This window comes from Pontibacter akesuensis (assembly GCF_001611675.1).
Classification (GTDB): Bacteria; Bacteroidota; Bacteroidia; order Cytophagales; family Hymenobacteraceae; genus Pontibacter; species Pontibacter akesuensis.
The window spans coordinates 422,459-438,873 of record NZ_CP014766.1; the positions used below are offsets into that span (position 1 = coordinate 422,459).

The 16,415-nt window shown below is 52.7% G+C and carries 9 protein-coding genes; 7 read left to right on the plus strand and 2 right to left on the minus strand.

Features of this window, described 5'->3' with window-relative positions; genetic code table 11:
- Positions 1-55 precede the first annotated feature (55 nt).
- Positions 56-1,705 (plus strand): M1 family metallopeptidase, encoded by a 1,650-nt coding sequence (locus A0W33_RS01685; protein ID WP_068836558.1) that lies wholly within the window; start codon positions 56-58, stop codon positions 1,703-1,705.
- A gap of 132 nt (positions 1,706-1,837) precedes the next feature.
- Complete coding sequence (locus tag A0W33_RS01690) at positions 1,838-3,100, plus strand: metal-dependent hydrolase family protein (protein WP_068836559.1); 1,263 nt, start codon at positions 1,838-1,840, stop codon at positions 3,098-3,100.
- Here the strand turns inward: A0W33_RS01690 and A0W33_RS01695 are convergent.
- Complete coding sequence (locus tag A0W33_RS01695) at positions 3,097-4,017, minus strand: mechanosensitive ion channel family protein (RefSeq protein WP_068836560.1); 921 nt, start codon at positions 4,015-4,017, stop codon at positions 3,097-3,099. The two genes, A0W33_RS01690 and A0W33_RS01695, sit on opposite strands and share 4 nt — an antisense overlap.
- A gap of 533 nt (positions 4,018-4,550) precedes the next feature.
- Here A0W33_RS01695 and A0W33_RS01700 point away from each other — a divergent pair.
- Together A0W33_RS01700 and A0W33_RS01705 are read left to right on the plus strand one after the other, a co-directional pair.
- Complete coding sequence (locus A0W33_RS01700; protein WP_068836561.1) at positions 4,551-5,231, plus strand: RNA polymerase sigma factor; 681 nt, start codon at positions 4,551-4,553, stop codon at positions 5,229-5,231.
- A 297-nt stretch (positions 5,232-5,528) separates the two neighbouring features.
- On the plus strand, positions 5,529-6,965 hold the full coding sequence (locus tag A0W33_RS01705) for a sugar MFS transporter (protein ID WP_068836562.1): 1,437 nt from the start codon (positions 5,529-5,531) through the stop codon (positions 6,963-6,965).
- Positions 6,966-7,119: 154 nt separating this feature from the next.
- On the opposite strand, the gene A0W33_RS01710 is transcribed toward A0W33_RS01705, so the two are convergent.
- Positions 7,120-10,017, minus strand: a complete 2,898-nt coding sequence (locus A0W33_RS01710; protein ID WP_082815097.1) for a triple tyrosine motif-containing protein — start codon at positions 10,015-10,017, stop codon at positions 7,120-7,122.
- 253 nt (positions 10,018-10,270) lie between these two features.
- Here A0W33_RS01710 and A0W33_RS01715 point away from each other — a divergent pair, with 253 nt between their 5' ends.
- From A0W33_RS01715 to A0W33_RS01725, 3 genes are read left to right on the plus strand one after another with little or no spacing between them, the layout of a single operon-like run.
- Positions 10,271-13,366, plus strand: coding sequence for a SusC/RagA family TonB-linked outer membrane protein (locus tag A0W33_RS01715; protein WP_068836563.1), 3,096 nt, complete (start codon positions 10,271-10,273; stop codon positions 13,364-13,366).
- 11 nt (positions 13,367-13,377) lie between these two features.
- Positions 13,378-14,952 carry a RagB/SusD family nutrient uptake outer membrane protein gene (locus tag A0W33_RS01720; protein ID WP_068836564.1) on the plus strand — a complete coding sequence of 525 codons (1,575 nt, stop codon included), beginning with the start codon at positions 13,378-13,380 and terminating at the stop codon, positions 14,950-14,952.
- Positions 14,953-14,979: 27 nt separating this feature from the next.
- A complete protein-coding gene (locus tag A0W33_RS01725) occupies positions 14,980-16,383 on the plus strand; it encodes a PKD domain-containing protein (RefSeq protein ID WP_068836565.1) in 1,404 nt (467 codons plus the stop codon).
- Positions 16,384-16,415: the final 32 nt, after the last annotated feature.

Genomic DNA, 16,415 nt, shown 5'->3' on the forward strand with positions numbered 1-16,415 from the left:
AGAAATTAATCGTCGGGGCAGGATGTTTTGTATCTGATTCACCCAAACACAACCCATGACTACACGCCACTTAATCAAATCGCTGGCTCTTGGTGCCGTACTTAGCCTTGGTGCCACAGCGGCACAGGCCCAGGAGTTCAGCCGCCAGGACACCCTGCGGGGCAGCATAACACCAGAGCGTGCCTGGTGGGACCTCACTTTTTACGACCTCGACCTTGCCGTCAACATCAAGGACAGCACCTTTTCAGGCAGCAACGTAATCCGTTATAAGGTGCTGGAGCCGAAGCAGCGCATGCAGGTAGATTTGCAGCCGCCGATGCGCATCGAGAAGGTAACACAGAATGGCAAAGAACTGAAGGTTGAGAATGATGGCAATGTGTGGTACGTGAACCTGCAGGAGCCGCAGAAAGTGGGCGAGGAAAAGGAGATAAAAGTATTTTACAGCGGCAAACCCCAGGTCAGCGAAAACCCACCCTGGAGCGGCGGCATTACGTGGCAGCGCGACCAGAACGGCCGACCGTTTATTGCCAGCTCTAATCAGGGCGACGGCGCCAGCCTCTGGTGGCCGAACAAAGACCATATGTACGATGAGCCCGATAGCATGCGCATGAGCGTGCGTGTTCCCAAGGGGCTGATGGACGTGAGCAACGGACGCCTGAAAAAGGTGCAGGAGCACGGCGACGGCAGCAAGACATTTACCTGGTATGTCACCAACCCCATCAACAACTATGGCGTGAATGTGAACATAGCCGATTATGTGCACTTCTCTGACAAGTATAAAGGCGAAAAGGGGGTGCTGGACCTGGAGTACTATGTGCTGCGCAACAACCTGGAGAAGGCAAAAGAGCAGTTTAAGCAGGTACCCCTGATGCTGCAGGCCTTTGAACACTGGTTTGGCCCCTACCCTTTTTATGAGGACAGCTACAAACTGGTGGAGGCGCCTTACCTGGGCATGGAGCATCAAAGCTCGGTAACCTACGGCAATGGTTACCAGAACGGCTACCTGGGGCGTGACCTAAGCGGCACGGGTTGGGGTAAGAAGTTTGACTTCATTATCATACATGAGTCCGGGCACGAGTGGTTCGCCAACAACATCACCTACAAGGACATTGCCGACATGTGGATTCACGAGAGCTTCACGAACTATTCCGAGTCCCTCTTTTTAGATTATCACTATGGCACCAAGGCGGCAAATGAGTACATCATCGGCCTGCGCAACCTTATTCAGAACGACAAACCGATCATCGGCAAGTATAACGTGAACCACTCGGGCTCAGGCGACATGTATCCGAAGGGGGCCAATATGCTGCACAACCTGCGCCAGATTGTGAACAACGATGAAAAGTGGCGCAGCATCCTGCGTGGCCTGAACAAGGATTTCTACCACCAGACCGTTGCCACACAGCAGATAGAGGAGTACCTGAGCCAGAAGATTGGCCGCAACCTCACCCCTGTTTTCGACCAGTACCTGCGTGATGTGCGCATTCCGGAACTACAGTATAAAATTAATGGTAAGGAGCTGCAGTACCGCTGGGCCAACACCGTAAGCAATTTCGACATGCCGGTGAAGGTAACTGTGGATGGCAGGGAGCAATGGCTGGAGCCAACCACCACCTGGAAAGAATTGAAAACGGCAAAGAAAAACCCGAAGGTGGAGGTAGACAAGAACTTCTATGTAACAGCGCAGAAAGTAACAACTTCCTAAGTATAAAACTAAGCATCAAGTATATGCACCGCCTTTACCACAAGGGCGGTGCTTTGCTTTTTAGGAATGAGAGTTGCAGGTGCTGCCCCAATTCAACATATTTATACTTTAACCCTCAATTTATACTTCGCTATGCTCCGGATTCTAACCTTCGCTATACTTCTGCTTTCCTGCTACACACCCACTTTACTTGCCCAGGATTCTTATACCCTGCTGAAACCGGACCGCGTTTTTGATGGCGAGAAGATGCAGGAGAACTGGCAGGTGCTGGTGAAGAATGACAAAATTGAAGCCGTAGGGCCGCAGCTGCAGGCACCGAGCAATACAAGGGTTCGCGACCTGAAAGGAATGACGCTGCTGCCAGGTTTGATAGAGGGCCACAGCCACCTGCTGCTGCACCCGTACAACGAAACGCCCTGGAACGACCAGGTGCTGCGCGAGTCCCGTGCGGAGCGAGTGGCCCGCGCCACCGTGCACGCAAACAAAACGTTACTTGCCGGCTTCACCACCGTGCGCGACCTGGGTTCTGAGGGAGCCGGTTTTGATGATGTGGGTCTGAAGCAGGCAATTGAAAAGGGTGCCATACCCGGACCGCGGATGCTTGTAGCCACCAAGGCGCTTGTGGCCACCGGCAGCTACGGCCCCAAAGAGCTTAGCTACGACATCGAAACGCCCATTGGCGCGGCAGAGGCCGATGGGCTGGAAGGTGTAACCCGCGAAGTACGCGACCAGATTGGCCACGGCGCGGATATCATCAAAGTATACGCCGACTACCGCTGGGGCCTTAACGGGGAGGCTGCTCCTACCTTTACCCTGGAAGAGCTTAAGAAAATAGTGGAGATTGCAAGCAGCAGCGGCCGCCCCGTGGTAGCCCATGCCGCTACGCCGGAGGGAATGCGGCGCGCCATACTTGCCGGCGTTGCCACCATAGAGCATGCCGATGGTGCCACGCCAGAAATTTACCGCCTCATGAAAAAGAACAACGTCGCCTTGTACCCAACGCTGGCCGCCGGCGATGCCATCTCTCAGTACCGGGGCTGGAACAAAGGCCAGGACCCGGAGCCAACACGAATCAAGGAGAAAAGAGACAGTTTTGCCGCAGCCCTGAAGTCAGGTGTCACGATTGGAATGGGTGGCGATGTGGGCGTGTTCCCCCATGGCGATAACGCGCGGGAGATGGAGCTGATGGTGGACTACGGCATGAAACCACTTCAGGTGCTACAAGCCGCCACCTCAGTAAACGCCGATGCTTTTGGCATTGCAGGCAAAGTAGGCCGCATCAAACCGGGCTTGCTGGCCGACCTAGTGGCCGTGCAGGGGAATCCTGTGGAGGATATCTCTAAAGTGCGGGAGGTACAACTGGTGATGAAGGGCGGCGAGGTCTACAAAGACTAAAGCGGCTCCGCCGGTGGCGGCTCCTGCCCTGTTTCGCCGCGGTAAAAGCGCGTGGCCGGATAGGCAAACTGAATGTCGGGGCTGGCCAGGAACTCGGTTAACACGTCTTCCCAGATCAGGTGGGTACTCTGACGCCGGCGCAGCACACTGCTCATGTAGCGCATCGTCAGCTCAATTCCGTTTTCCTGTACTTTGGTGTACAGGCGGGGCTGCAGGTCCTCGTAAAAGATCAGGTGCCGCTGCGACTGCCGCTTTACCTGCTGCCGGGCCGCCTCGGTGAGCTGCTCGGCATGCCGCTGCATAATGTCTCGAAGTATGGATTTGGCCTTTTGCCAGTTGCTCTCAAACGTAATGCGCACCGGTATCTCCTGCCATATAAATGGAAAGCCATAGTTATAGTTGGCCTGTGCCTCCGTAAATACCTTCAGGTTGGGGATATTCACCACACGGCCGGAAGCCTGGTCTGCCTCCACCCAACCCCGCACCTCGTTAAGAGTAAACTGAAAAAGCCGAATATCAATCACATCGCCAATGTGCTCCCCCACCTGAATGCGGTCGCCGACGTGGAAGGGCCGTTTCCAGATAAGGTACGCCCAGCCGGCCATGTTCAGCAGCGGCTCGCGCAGGGCCAGCACCAAACCGGCGGACAGCAGGCCCAGAAAGGTGGCGATAGACGCGAACCCATCAAACCAAATATAGGAAAGCAACAGCAGCGACAGCCCGGTAGCAACATAATTCGTGATTTTGCGCCACTCGTACTGCTTCCGCAGGTCGCTGTTTTGTTTAGTGACCAGGTACAGCAGCAGCCTGCTTAGCAGCCACAGCACCCCCACTACCACGAACGAATACAACACCTGCCTGTAAAAACCAGCAGTGAGGCCGGTTGCTTCGGCTAACCATTCTATACTTTTCGTCATCGGCGATACGCTTCTCTACCTGCTTACGTGCTGCATCCGCTAAAATGTTCCTGACTGATTTTTCCCGAGTAACAGAACCTGCACATCTTCTGCACCCGATTTCCGTATGCATACATACTAACTGTAGCACAACTATTTAGAACATCAGTTGGTATTTTATTCAAATAAGTGAGTACTAACTTATTTTATTTCAAACTTGTTTTTGTACCTTTATCCACCAAAATGTGCCGCAAGTTTGAAGCCTAAATCTGTGTTTTAACAGCTTTTATCGCCGAAAGCCTGACAAGAACCTGGTTCTTTATGGCATCGGAAAACAGACTTACATTGTTCCAAAGCAACCCGCTTATAACAGGAAACAAATTTAAGAGGTAGTTTTAAGTACAGCGTTAAAACTACTGGTGGCTTTGGTGCACTTTGGCTAGTGCTAAAAAGCAATTCCTTTATGCCTGGTGCCCTATGCGAAGCCGTTCGCTTCCCCTACAGGCAAGCGGGCACCGGAAGATGGGTTTTAAGTTGGTAAAGAAGTAGTCTGCATGGAAGATCTGGAAGTATGGCGACGGTTTAAAGCAGGAAGTGAGGCAGATTTTACGCTGCTCTACAAGCTTTATGCCCCTGTGATGCTGCGCTACGGCTGCAAGATGACGCACGACCGCGATTTAGCCAAAGACTGTGTGCAGCAGGTTTTCTTCCAGGTTTGGAAAAGCAGGGAGAACCTCTCTACCCCACCAAGTATAAAAAACTATCTTTTAAAGGCCCTCCGCTGTGAGTTGGGCAAAAAAGCCACTTTCAAAAGCAAGCATGAGCCTATTTCCGACGATGCAGTGCTGGGATCAGAGGCATCGTATGAAGCGACGCTTATAAAAGACCAGTCGTTCGAGTTCACCCAGAAAAAATTAACCCATCTGCTCACACTACTCCCCGAGCGGCAGCGCGAAGTTATTTTTCTGAAATATTACACTGGCCTGCAGTACGAGGAGATCGCGGATATCATGGAAATTGACCAGAAATCAGTGTACAAGCTTACGTACAAGGCCATCGATAAACTGCACCGGCTCTATAAAGAAAAGCCGCAGCCAGAGGCGCTTTCTCTCAGAGAGCGCATGAGCGGATTAGCCAGCACCTTCCAGCAAAAGGCCGGAGACATACCTACAAAAGTGGACGGTCTGCAAGTTTCTGGCAGCGGCACACTATTGCTGGGGCTAAAAAAACTGTAGCTTGTTTTGTTTTGACTCCATTCGTTTCACATGTATACCGCACCTTATTGATGAACAAGTATGTATACCGGCATCTCTCTGCTCTATGAAAGCAGGAAGCACCGGCTACTCATTGCGCAGGAAAACGTGTCGTAGCAGATTTCAGAACTCCACCATCTAAAAGGACAGTATAGCTGTGCTTGCCATAACTCATAGTTGCAGTTACTATGCTGCCCCTGGAGCTATCTAAGCGCCTCGAAAATATCAAATCACACCTACACCTGAACCTTAACCAATTTAAAACTTTCGTTAAACTCTATGGCCGGATCTATACAAACCGATGTAAATGCTGCAAAAGCCAGCCACGCCAATTCCGTAAATGAAAACTACAGGGGCCCGCTGGTAACGGTAACGCTGCTTTTCTTTATGTGGGGCTTCATCACCTGCTTAAATGATATCCTTATTCCCAAATTGCAGCAAGTGTTTACGCTGGAACTGTGGCAGGCTATGCTCATCCAGACGGCCTTTTTCGGGGCTTATTTTATCGTTTCGTTGCTGTACTTTGTGCTGTCCATTACCAAAGGCGACCCAATACGCCGCATTGGCTATAAAAACGGCATCATTATCGGGCTGGTAGTGGCGGCCATCGGTTGCGCTTTGTTCTACCCGGCGGCTGACCAGCTGAGCTATACCTTCTTTCTGGGCGCCTTGTTCGTGCTGGCTTCGGGCATCACGTTCCTGCAGATCGCGGCGAACCCCTACGTTACCATACTTGGCCCGGCCGAAGGCGCCGCCAGCCGACTGAACCTGACACAGGCCCTCAACTCCCTAGGCACTACAGTGGCCCCCATTATTGGCGGATACCTCATATTTGGCGCTGTGAACGCGCAGGACACGGGTGCCGACTCAGTTAAAATGCCTTACCTGGGCCTTGCTGCTGCCCTGCTCGCTATTGCCTTGCTCATAAAGATTGCGAAGCTGCCAAACATTCAGGGCGATGGCGATGGCGACGGTGACGCAAACCTCTCCCCGGACGCAGGCGCACTGCGCTACCGCCACCTCGTGCTGGGCATCATCTGTATTTTTGCCTATGTAGGTGGCGAAGTGGCCATCGGCAGTGCACTGATCAACTTCTTCAGATTACCTGAGATCGCCGGTCTGGATGAGACTCAGGCGGGCCACTTCCTTGCCTTTTACTGGGGTGGTGCCATGGTGGGTCGGTTCTTCGGCGCCGTAGCCCTGTCAAACATGCGCAATACGAGCTACAAGTACCTTATTATTGCCGGCATTGCGGCCGTGGTTTTTGTGCTGCTGTACACCATTTACGGTATGGATGAAGCGCTGATTGTACTGGGACTCATCGCGCTTAATTTTGTCGTGCTGATGCTGGGACGCTTTATTCCAAGCAAGACGCTCGGTTATTTTGCAGGCACTGTAGTAGTGCTGCTGCTGTTCACCATCTTTGCCGAGGGCGCTGTAGCCATGTGGGCTGTTATTGCCATCGGCCTTTTCAATTCCATTATGTTCCCTACTATCTTCACGCTGGCCGTTAAGGGCTTGGGCGTTCACACCAGTCAGGGCTCCTCGCTACTGGTGATGGCCATTGTAGGGGGCGCCATCGTGCCACCGCTGCAAGGACTTGTGGCTGACTTGTCGGGCAGCCTGCAACTCTCGTTCCTGGTGCCATTAATTTGCTACCTGTATATTCTATACTATGGCTTTGTTGGCTCAAAGGTAAAAGAAACTGCCATCTAAAGGTTCTACCATCATACATGAAGAAGCCGGACTATACCCTAGTCCGGCTTTTTTTATGCGTGTGCTGCGTAAGCCTGATTTGCCGCTAAGGATTTATACTTGTACTTGCCTCCGCTTCCGTAAGTATAAGCATTGAGCGGATACAGCTTCTTTGCTAATACCGAAGTATAAAATCCGTGAGGTTGTCGCTGCGGTCCAGGCCAAGTCGTTTGCGCAGGCGGTAACGGCTTATTTCTACCCCGCGGACCGATATACTGAGCAGTTGCGCAATTTCCTTTGTCGTCAGGTTCAGGCGCAGGTAGGTGCTAAGCTTTATTTCCTGGGGCGTCATGTCGGGGTACTGTTCCTGCAGCCGCTTTGTAAAGTCGCCGTGCACGTGGTTGAAGTGCAACTCAAACTGGTTCCAGTGGGCATCGCTGGTAATGTTCTGCTCAATATTGCGGATAATCTTTTTCAGTTCATCGCTATGCCCGTTTAGCTCGCCATCTTTCAGCATGCTCTGCAGTTCCTGCTTCACGCTGCTTAGTACCTCATTTTTATTGATGAGGTGTATGGTGGAAGAGGTAAGTTCACGGTTCATGTGGTCGATCTCCGACTGCTGCTTCTCATTGCGGAGCCGGTTTATCTCCTGCTCGCTCATCTCGGTTGCCAGGCGCGCCTCTGTTTCCTTCTGGTTCAGCTTTTGCTCCTGGGCAAGTATAATCTGGTTTTTCTCGCGCTTAAACCGCTTGTCAACCTGATAAAAGAAGGTGCCCAGCATAAAAAAACCGGCCATGATGTAAGCGGCAAAAGCCCAGCGGTTGCGGTAGAAAGGCGGCTCTACTTCAAATCTGAAACTCTCTGCCTCACTCACGGTTCCGTAAATGTTGCGCGCCTTTACATGAAATACATAGCGCCCCTCCGAGAGGTTGGTGTATTCCTTCTCTGTCTTCTCCGTCCATTCCGACCAGTTTTTATCGAAGCCCTCCAGGTAGTACTGGTATTCTGTTTTCTCCGGGCTCTCGTAATAGGAAGAAGAGTAGACAAAACGCAGGGAATTAAACTGGTACGGCAGCGTCAGGCCCTCTATCTCGGCTATCCTGCGCTTTGACAGGAGCAGCGAATCTGACTCCTGTGAGGTGTTGATCACTTTGGTCAGGTGGGTCCTGAAATCGGCCATGGCTTTTCCTTTGGCCGCGTTAAAATGTATAAACCCGTCTTTCGCACCGAACAGCACGTTGTTCAGGTCCAGCACCCGGATGTACTGCAGGTCATCGTTAAGCCTGGAGCGGATGTTGTTAAAAAGCCTGTCCTCAATAAGGGGTTTCCCGAACTTATCGAAGGTTATCTTTCCCACCCGCTCATCCGAGATAAAGTAGATGTTCCCCTGTATGTCCTCCTCCAGGTCGATGATGTGCTCCTCCTCATGAAAATAGCCTGATATTTCCTCGTCCCGCTGAAAATTGTCCGTGGCCGGGTTGTAACGGTACACGCCGTAAAGGGCCGGAAACACCAGCTCGTTGCGGATATGCTCCAAGCTTAGGAGCTGGTCTGATGGCAAGCCGTCTTTCGTGCTGTAAAAGCGCTTGGCAGCGATTTTCTCAAAAGCCGCATCAAACCTTATCCTGAAAATGCCTTTGTAACCGTGTGCAATCCAAAGCGTGCCTTCCCTGTCAAAACTTAGCACCCGCGACGATTCCTCAAAGCCCTTATACTTGCGTATCAATTCCATCTTGCCGTCTACCTCCCGCAAAAGGCTAATTCCGTTGTAGGAGCCAAGTATAAAATAGCCGGGCTTGCCCGGTATCTTCACGAAGTCCCAAGCTCCCTGGCCCGCAAACATTTCTGAGGCATAGTGATCGGCTACCACATAGGGCCCGTTATGGTGCCCCACGAGCAGTTTGTTTTTGTGGTTGCGCAACTGGTATACTTGCCCGGTACTGTTGGGCACGAGCGAAAAATCCATCCTGTCGCTTTGGGGCTGGGAAGCGAACAAGCCACTGTTTGTGCCCAGGTAGAGCCTGTCCTGGAAGTACAGCGCGGTATAGCCCGCCCCGGAAATTCCCTTCGTGCCATCTACGCGGCTGAAAGGTGAGCTAAGCTCCACCAGCGAAATGCCGTTGTTCAGCCCAAGCCACAGGTTCTCGTGCACATCCTGGTACAGGGTATGGATGGTGTTGTCAAAAAGCCCCTCCCTGCGCGACAGGTGCAGCAGCAGTTCCCCCTTTTTGTTCATCAGGTACAGCCCATTGTCCTGTGTCGCGATGGCAAACGTGCCATCTTTGAGCATAATTGCCTGATTAATGACCAGTTGGTTCAGGCCACTGCCTTCTGCCACGCTAAAAGGCCGCACCATGCTGCCATCGTACAGGAAAATCCCGTTTTGTGCCGTAAAGACCAAGATCAGGTTTCGGTCGTAAGGCAGGATGGAGGCAATGCGCTGCTGGGCAAACACTTCCCCGCCTGGCAGCAACCGAAGTTTTTGGCCATCCACCAGACTTAGCCCTACGTTCCACTCCAGCGTATAGAGGTTGTCGTGCAGCGGGAAAGACAGTTCCAGCGGGTTTGCCGGTTCTATTACCTGTATGGGTTTACCAGGTTGGTAGATGTAGATGTTCTTGAAGGTCAGGAAATAGATTTTCCCTTTGATTTCATAAATGCGCCATACTTCGTCGAAGTTCTGGTGCCGGAGAGGTATCTTGTCTTTAAGGGAAGTATACTCCAGATTGCCGGTGGCATTAGGCGAAAAGTAACCGAAATCAGCCTGGCTACCCACATATACTTTCTTGTCAGCGCTGGCATAAACTGAGCGTACTTTAGTACCGTTGTTGACGGGGTAAAGATTCCAGACAGCGCCATCAAACTCAAGCAAGCCAAAGTTATTCGCCACATAGACAACCTCACGATTATCCTGTATGATGCCCCAGCTCTGGATTCCCCCCTTAAAATCCTCAGTGCTGTAGTTCTTTACAAATGGATTCCCGAAGAAGGCAGGCTGTCCCATTCCCGTTACCGCGTAGCAGAAGCAGAGCAGAAGCAGCCAGAACCGATGCAAAGACAACAATTTTCTCATATACTGAACTATCGATTAGTTAAAGCTACAAAATTGTTGATGATGTATTAAAAAAATCCTTAGAAAAGTTTTATCAAGCCTGAACACACCGCATTTAAAGGCTGCTAGAGCCCTTTTTACCTCTTTGATGTAGTCATGATGTAGTGGGAAAACAAGGGTTGATGTAGTCGTGATGTAGTCTTTTTATTGCCTAAAGCAGGAAAAAACCTGTATTTGTACCCATGGAATTTGATAACTAATCACTCACTCACTTATGAAAAAACTATTACTCATCCTGCTACTCCACATCACCGGAATAGCATATGCCCAGAACACCATCACCGGGCGGGTAACCACTGCCGGGGAGGGTATACCGCTGCCCGGCGTAAGTGTGGTGGTAACGGGTACTTCTATCGGCACCACCACCGACGCGCAGGGTGCCTACTCGCTAACTGCCCCTGCCTCCGCATCAACACTAAGCTTTTCCTTTATCGGTTTTGTAAAGCAGGAGGTTCCTATCGGAAACCAGGCTACCATTAATGTGCAGTTGGCCGAAGATACCAAAGCCCTGCAGGAAGTAGTGGTAGTGGGCTACGGCACCCAGCTCCGGCGGGAGGTGACCACGGCCATTTCTTCCGTGAAGCCCGAGGAAATAACACAGACGCCTGTGCAACGGGTAGAGCAGGCGCTACAGGGGCGCGTGGCCGGTGTGCAGGTAACCAATATCTCCGGACAGCCTGGCGATGCGCCCACTGTGCGTATCCGCGGTATCGGCACTTCAGGCAGCGCCGCGCCGCTCTATATAGTGGATGGTTTTCCGGTGGGAGGCATTGACTACCTGAACCCGGCAGACATCGAGTCGATGGAGGTGCTGAAAGATGCGGCCTCTGCCGCCATTTATGGGGCACGCGGCGCAAACGGTGTGGTGCTAATCACAACCAGGAGCGGCTCCAGGGACGGTAAAATGCATGTCTCCTACGACGGCTACGTGGGTTTCCAGAACCCATGGCGCAGAATGGAACTGCTCAATGCCCGGGAGTATGCCGTGATGATGAATGAGGGAGCGGCAAACGCAGGAAACGCCTTACCCTACCCCGATGTAACTCAATTTGGAGAGGGCACGGACTGGCAGGAAGCGCTTTTCGAAAAGAATGCCCCGATAATGAACCACCAGATTTCAGTTAACGGCGGCACTGACAAGAATGCATATGCGGCAGCTTTTTCGCTTTTCGACCAGAATGGCATTGTGGGTGGCGACAAGTCAAACTTTAAGCGCTACACGGCCCGCATCAACTCCGATAACAAGGTGAAAGAATACCTGCGCGTGGGCACAAATCTGGCCTACTCCCATATCGACAGAAGAGCCATTGATCCAAACCAGGAATTCGGCGGACTGCTGAGCAACGCCATCAACCTGGACCCGCTCACGCCGATTATTGTCTCTGACCCGAATTTATTGAACATGTCTCCTTACAACAACCCCAATGTGGTGAGAGACGCTAACGGGAATCCTTACGGTATCTCCTCTGCCGTAGCACAGGAAATTGTGAACCCATTGGCGCGACTGGCCGTGCTGAATGGCCGCACAAGAGTAGACAAGCTGGTGGGTAACCTTTATGGAGAGGTTGACATTACGGAAGGATTATCTTTCCGCTCGACTTTCGGTTTGGACCTCGCCTTTGTCTCAACCAACAATTTCAACCCGCTCTACTACCTCAACCGCTCCACAGCCAACAACAACTCGCTTGTTTCGAAGGGCGTGGACCGCTACTACAACTGGCAGGCTGAGAACTACTTCAAGTATAACAAGACCTTCGGTGAGCATGATCTGGGCCTGACGGCTGGAACATCGGCGCTGCGCTTTAACTACGAAAGCCTGTTTGCGTCCAATACTGGTCTCGTGTCGAACGACCCGAACCTGGCTTACCTGAACACGGCCGTTGACCGCGGCGCAGCCATCGCGAATGGTGCTTTCAACGAGCGCGCTTTGCTTTCCTTCTACGGGAGGGCCACCTATGGCTATAAGGGCAAATACCTGTTTTCGGCAAGTATAAGACGCGACGGTTCCTCCCGCTTCGGGTCTAACAACCCCTATGCCACCTTCCCTTCCGTATCGGCAGGCTGGGTGATCTCGGATGAGGACTTCTTTCCTGAGTCTGACCTGCTCAATTTCGTGAAGCTGCGTGCTTCCTGGGGCCAGAACGGAAACGAGGAGATTGGCGGGGCCTACCCGTGGGCCTCTACAATCGGTGTGGGCAGAGGCTACAGTTTCTATAACCCCGGTGGCGTTGGCTACCAGAGTGGCGCTGCACCCGAGTATATCGCCAACCCAGACCTTAAATGGGAAGCATCCGAGCAGACGGATATCGGCCTGGACCTGGCACTCTTCAACAACAACCTAAGAGTAACGGCAGATTATTACATTAAGCGCACCAAAGGCCTCTTGCTTTACGCACCGATACCGGCCACACCGGGCAACAACCCGCCGCTGGTGAATGGTGGTGAGGTGGAGAACAAGGGCTTTGAGCTTGCCATCAATTACAGCAACGAGATTAACGACTTCGGATACGCTGTTGGCCTGAACGGAAGCATCAACAAAAATGAATTCCTGAGCATCAACAACGCAGAAGGCGTACTGCAGGGAGCGTCCATCTCTACCTACGGCACCGTGTCCCGAAGCGAAGTAGGCCAACCCATCGCCTACTTCTGGGGCTACCAGACCAATGGTATTTTCCAAACGCCTGAAGCGGTTGCGGCCCATGTAAACTCGGAGGGAGCCTTACTGCAACCGGCGGCACAGCCCGGTGATGTGCGTTTCGTGGATTTCAACAACGACGGCATCATCAACGACCAGGACCGCACCAGGATCGGCAACCCTACGCCTAAAGCGGTGCTGGGCTTCACGCTCGACCTGAACTACAAAGGCTTTGACATCAATGCTTTTGTGAATGGGGCCTTTGGCCATCAGATCTTCAACGGTACACGCCGCCACGACCTTTCCACCTCCAACATGCAGTCTATTTACCTAAACCGCTGGACAGGCGAGGGCAGCACCAACGAGTACCCGCGCTTTACCTGGAACGACGCCAACGGCAACTACAAGCGCATCTCAGACCTGTACATCGAGGATGGTGATTACGTGCGACTGAAGACGCTGCAACTGGGTTACAACTTTGCCCCTGCTATGCTGGAGACACTGCACCTGCAAAAAGTACGCTTGTACATAGCAGCTGACAACCTCGTGACCTTAACCGATTATACGGGCTTCGACCCTGAGATCGGAGCACGTGGTAGCCTGGATATCGGTATCGACCGGGGCATATATCCTCAGGCAAGAACTTTCAGACTAGGCGTTAACGCAACATTTTAAGAAGCCAAACCATGAAAAATATACTTAGAAATACTCCTAAACTGTTGCTGGCGGCCATACTTGTCTGTGGCTCCACCGGCTGCGAAGATTTCCTGGACCTACAGCCAAAGGACACCCGAACAGAGGATAACTTTTTCAGAACAGAGGCGGATGCAAGGGAAGCGCTCATCAGCGTGTATGATGTGCTGCAGTGGAACACCGTTATTGGCTTTCACCCTACTCCCATGCTGCTTGACATTGCCTCCGATGATGCCTTTGCTGGTGGTGGCAGCCGCACAGACGCGCCTAATATCATCGAAGTTGACAACCACAACATCCTTACCACCAACCCGGAGATACAGGGCCTTTGGAAGAAACACTTCTTTGGTATTTCTCGGGCAAACCTGCTGCTCTCCAAGATGGAAGGCATAGAAGCCAGCAAGGCTTCGAAGGCACGCATTATAGCAGAGGCGAAGTTTTTAAGAGCCCAATTTTACCTGGACCTGGTGCGCTTCTTTGGAAATGTGCCCCTGGTGCTGGAGCCCCTCGTAAGCGCTTCAGAGTTCAACCAGCCACAGGCAACGCCAAAAGCGGTGTACGACCAGATTGCCAAGGACCTGGAGGAAGCCATTCCGGACCTGCCAGAGGCAACGCTGGCGGCATCGCAGGGGCATGCCACGAAATGGGCTGCCAAAGCGCTCCTTGCCAAAGCTTTCCTTTTCTACAACGGCGTGTACGGACAGAACCTGCAGGCAGGTGACGTGACAGTGGATGCGAACCGTGCCCTGCAGCACCTGCAGGACGTGATCAACCAAAGCGGACACGGCCTGGTGCCAAATTATGCTGACATCTTCACGCCGGAAGGTGAATTTAGTGTGGAGTCTGTTTGGGAGATCGCTTATTCGGATGAGAATCCTTGGTTTGACTGGGGCTTTATACACGGAGGTGAAGGCAACATACAGCCGCAGATGCAGGGACCACGCCTGCAGGACCCGGCTGCCGAGCAGTACCTGAGCGGATGGAGCTTTGCCCCCGCCACTCAGTCGCTTTTCGAAGCATTCGAAGCAAACGACCCTCGCAAGGATGCCACCTTGCTTACCGTGTCGGAGCTGAACGGTGGACTGGACAGAGGCTATCAGCATACCGGCTACTTCAGCCAGAAGTATACTACCTCCAAGGCGTATGCACCCTCAGCAGGCCAGACAGAGCTGAACTGGGGCAACAATTACCGCGCTATCCGTTTTGCCGATGTACTGCTGATGGCCGCCGAACTAGGGTTAACTGCAGGAGGAGGCACGCCGCAAGTATGGCTTGACATGGTGCGCGACCGGGTGGACCTGCCAACTAAGCCAGCCACGCTGGAGAACATCTACCAGGAGCGGCGCGTGGAACTAGCCCTGGAGGGCCAGCGCTACTGGGACTTGCTGCGCCGGGGAATGAACGTGGCGGATCAGGCCATTTCCACCACGCAGCGCGGCCCGCTATATTCCGGTGATCCGGTGGACTACAACATCACCTTCAACCCCGCCCGAAACGGTTTCTTCCCGATACCGCAAAGTGAGCTGGACTTGTCGGCTGGGGTACTCAACCAGAACGACGGGTATTAATTCTTTAAAAGTATAACGGCATACAAGATGAAAAGACATATAAACTTTATAGCAACCCTGTTGCTGCTGGCCTTCACCTGGACGGGTTGTGAAACAGAAGACCCGGAGTTAGGTCCTGCCCCTACCGCAGAGCAGGTGCAGTTTACAGTGCAGCCGGATGCTGAGAATGAGAACATCGTGCACTTTGTTTCTACCTCGCCGGGCTTTAAGGCTGTGTGGGACTTTGGAAACGGTGCAACCGCCACTGGCAAAGAAGTAACAGGCACTTTCCCAATAAAAGGAGAGTACACTGTAACGCTTACGATCTTCACCGAAGGTGGCTTTGCCTCCAACAGCAAAACCATCACCATAGAGAACACTAACCCGCTGATGCTGAATCGCCCGGACTACAACTTCCTGACAGGTGGCGCAGACGCACTGGAGGGTAAAACTTGGGTGGTAGACAAAGAGGCTGCCGGGCACCTTGCGCTCGGCCCGGTGACAAGCGCTGCGCCGGAATGGTACAGGGCCGCGCCCAACGAAAAAGCGGGGGAAGGTCTTTACAACGATGAGATGACCTTTAACCTGAACGGGCTGGCGTACACCTACAACAACAAAGGCGATACGTTTTCAAACGGAGCAAACTTGGCAGGCTTAGGCGGCACTAATGGAGGCGATGCGACAGTGGCTTATACGCCACAGCAAAACCTGACCTGGAGCATTGTGGACGAAGGGGATCAGAAGTTCCTGATCATCTCTAACGGCGGCTTTATGGGCTACTATACGGGGGTGTCGCGCTACGAAATTCTGGCGCTTAGCGAAAACGAACTGTACGTCCGTCACCTTAGTGCAGCCGCAGGCGACCAGGCCTGGTACCAGCGCTTTGTGCCAAAAGGGTACAGCGTTCCAAAACCTGTCAAGCCTTATCAGGTGGCCGAGCTGCAGGATAACTTTGACGAGCCGGGAAATATTGTGTGGCAGACAGATCAGGTTATGTTCAACGAAAGCTACGACAACCCAGCGCCCGTTCCGATCAACACCTCAGCCAAGGTAGGGCAGTACATTAAAGGCAGTGGCCAGGCGCACGAGTTCGACAACCTGTACACCACCCTGCCCTACAAGATAGACCTGACCACCAAAAACAAAATCCGCCTGAAGGTATTTATGCCAACCTTTAACGACTACACCACAGAGGCTGGCGAGGACTGGGCGATCAAGAACCTGCTGAAGCAGGTGTCGGTGAAGCTGCAGGACTCTGAGGCTGCCCAACCCTGGGCAAACCAAGTAGAGGTAAAGCAGCAGGTAACTAAACTCGGGGAATGGGTGGAACTAACCTTCGATTTCAGTGGGGCAGCCGCACGAAAAGACCTTGATCGCGTGGTTATCCAGATTGGCGGCGAGGGCAACTTTATTCCGGGCATCTTTTACATCGACGACATCGCATTATACTAAGCACCCAAGGTACCAGGGCTCTCCGGCTAAAC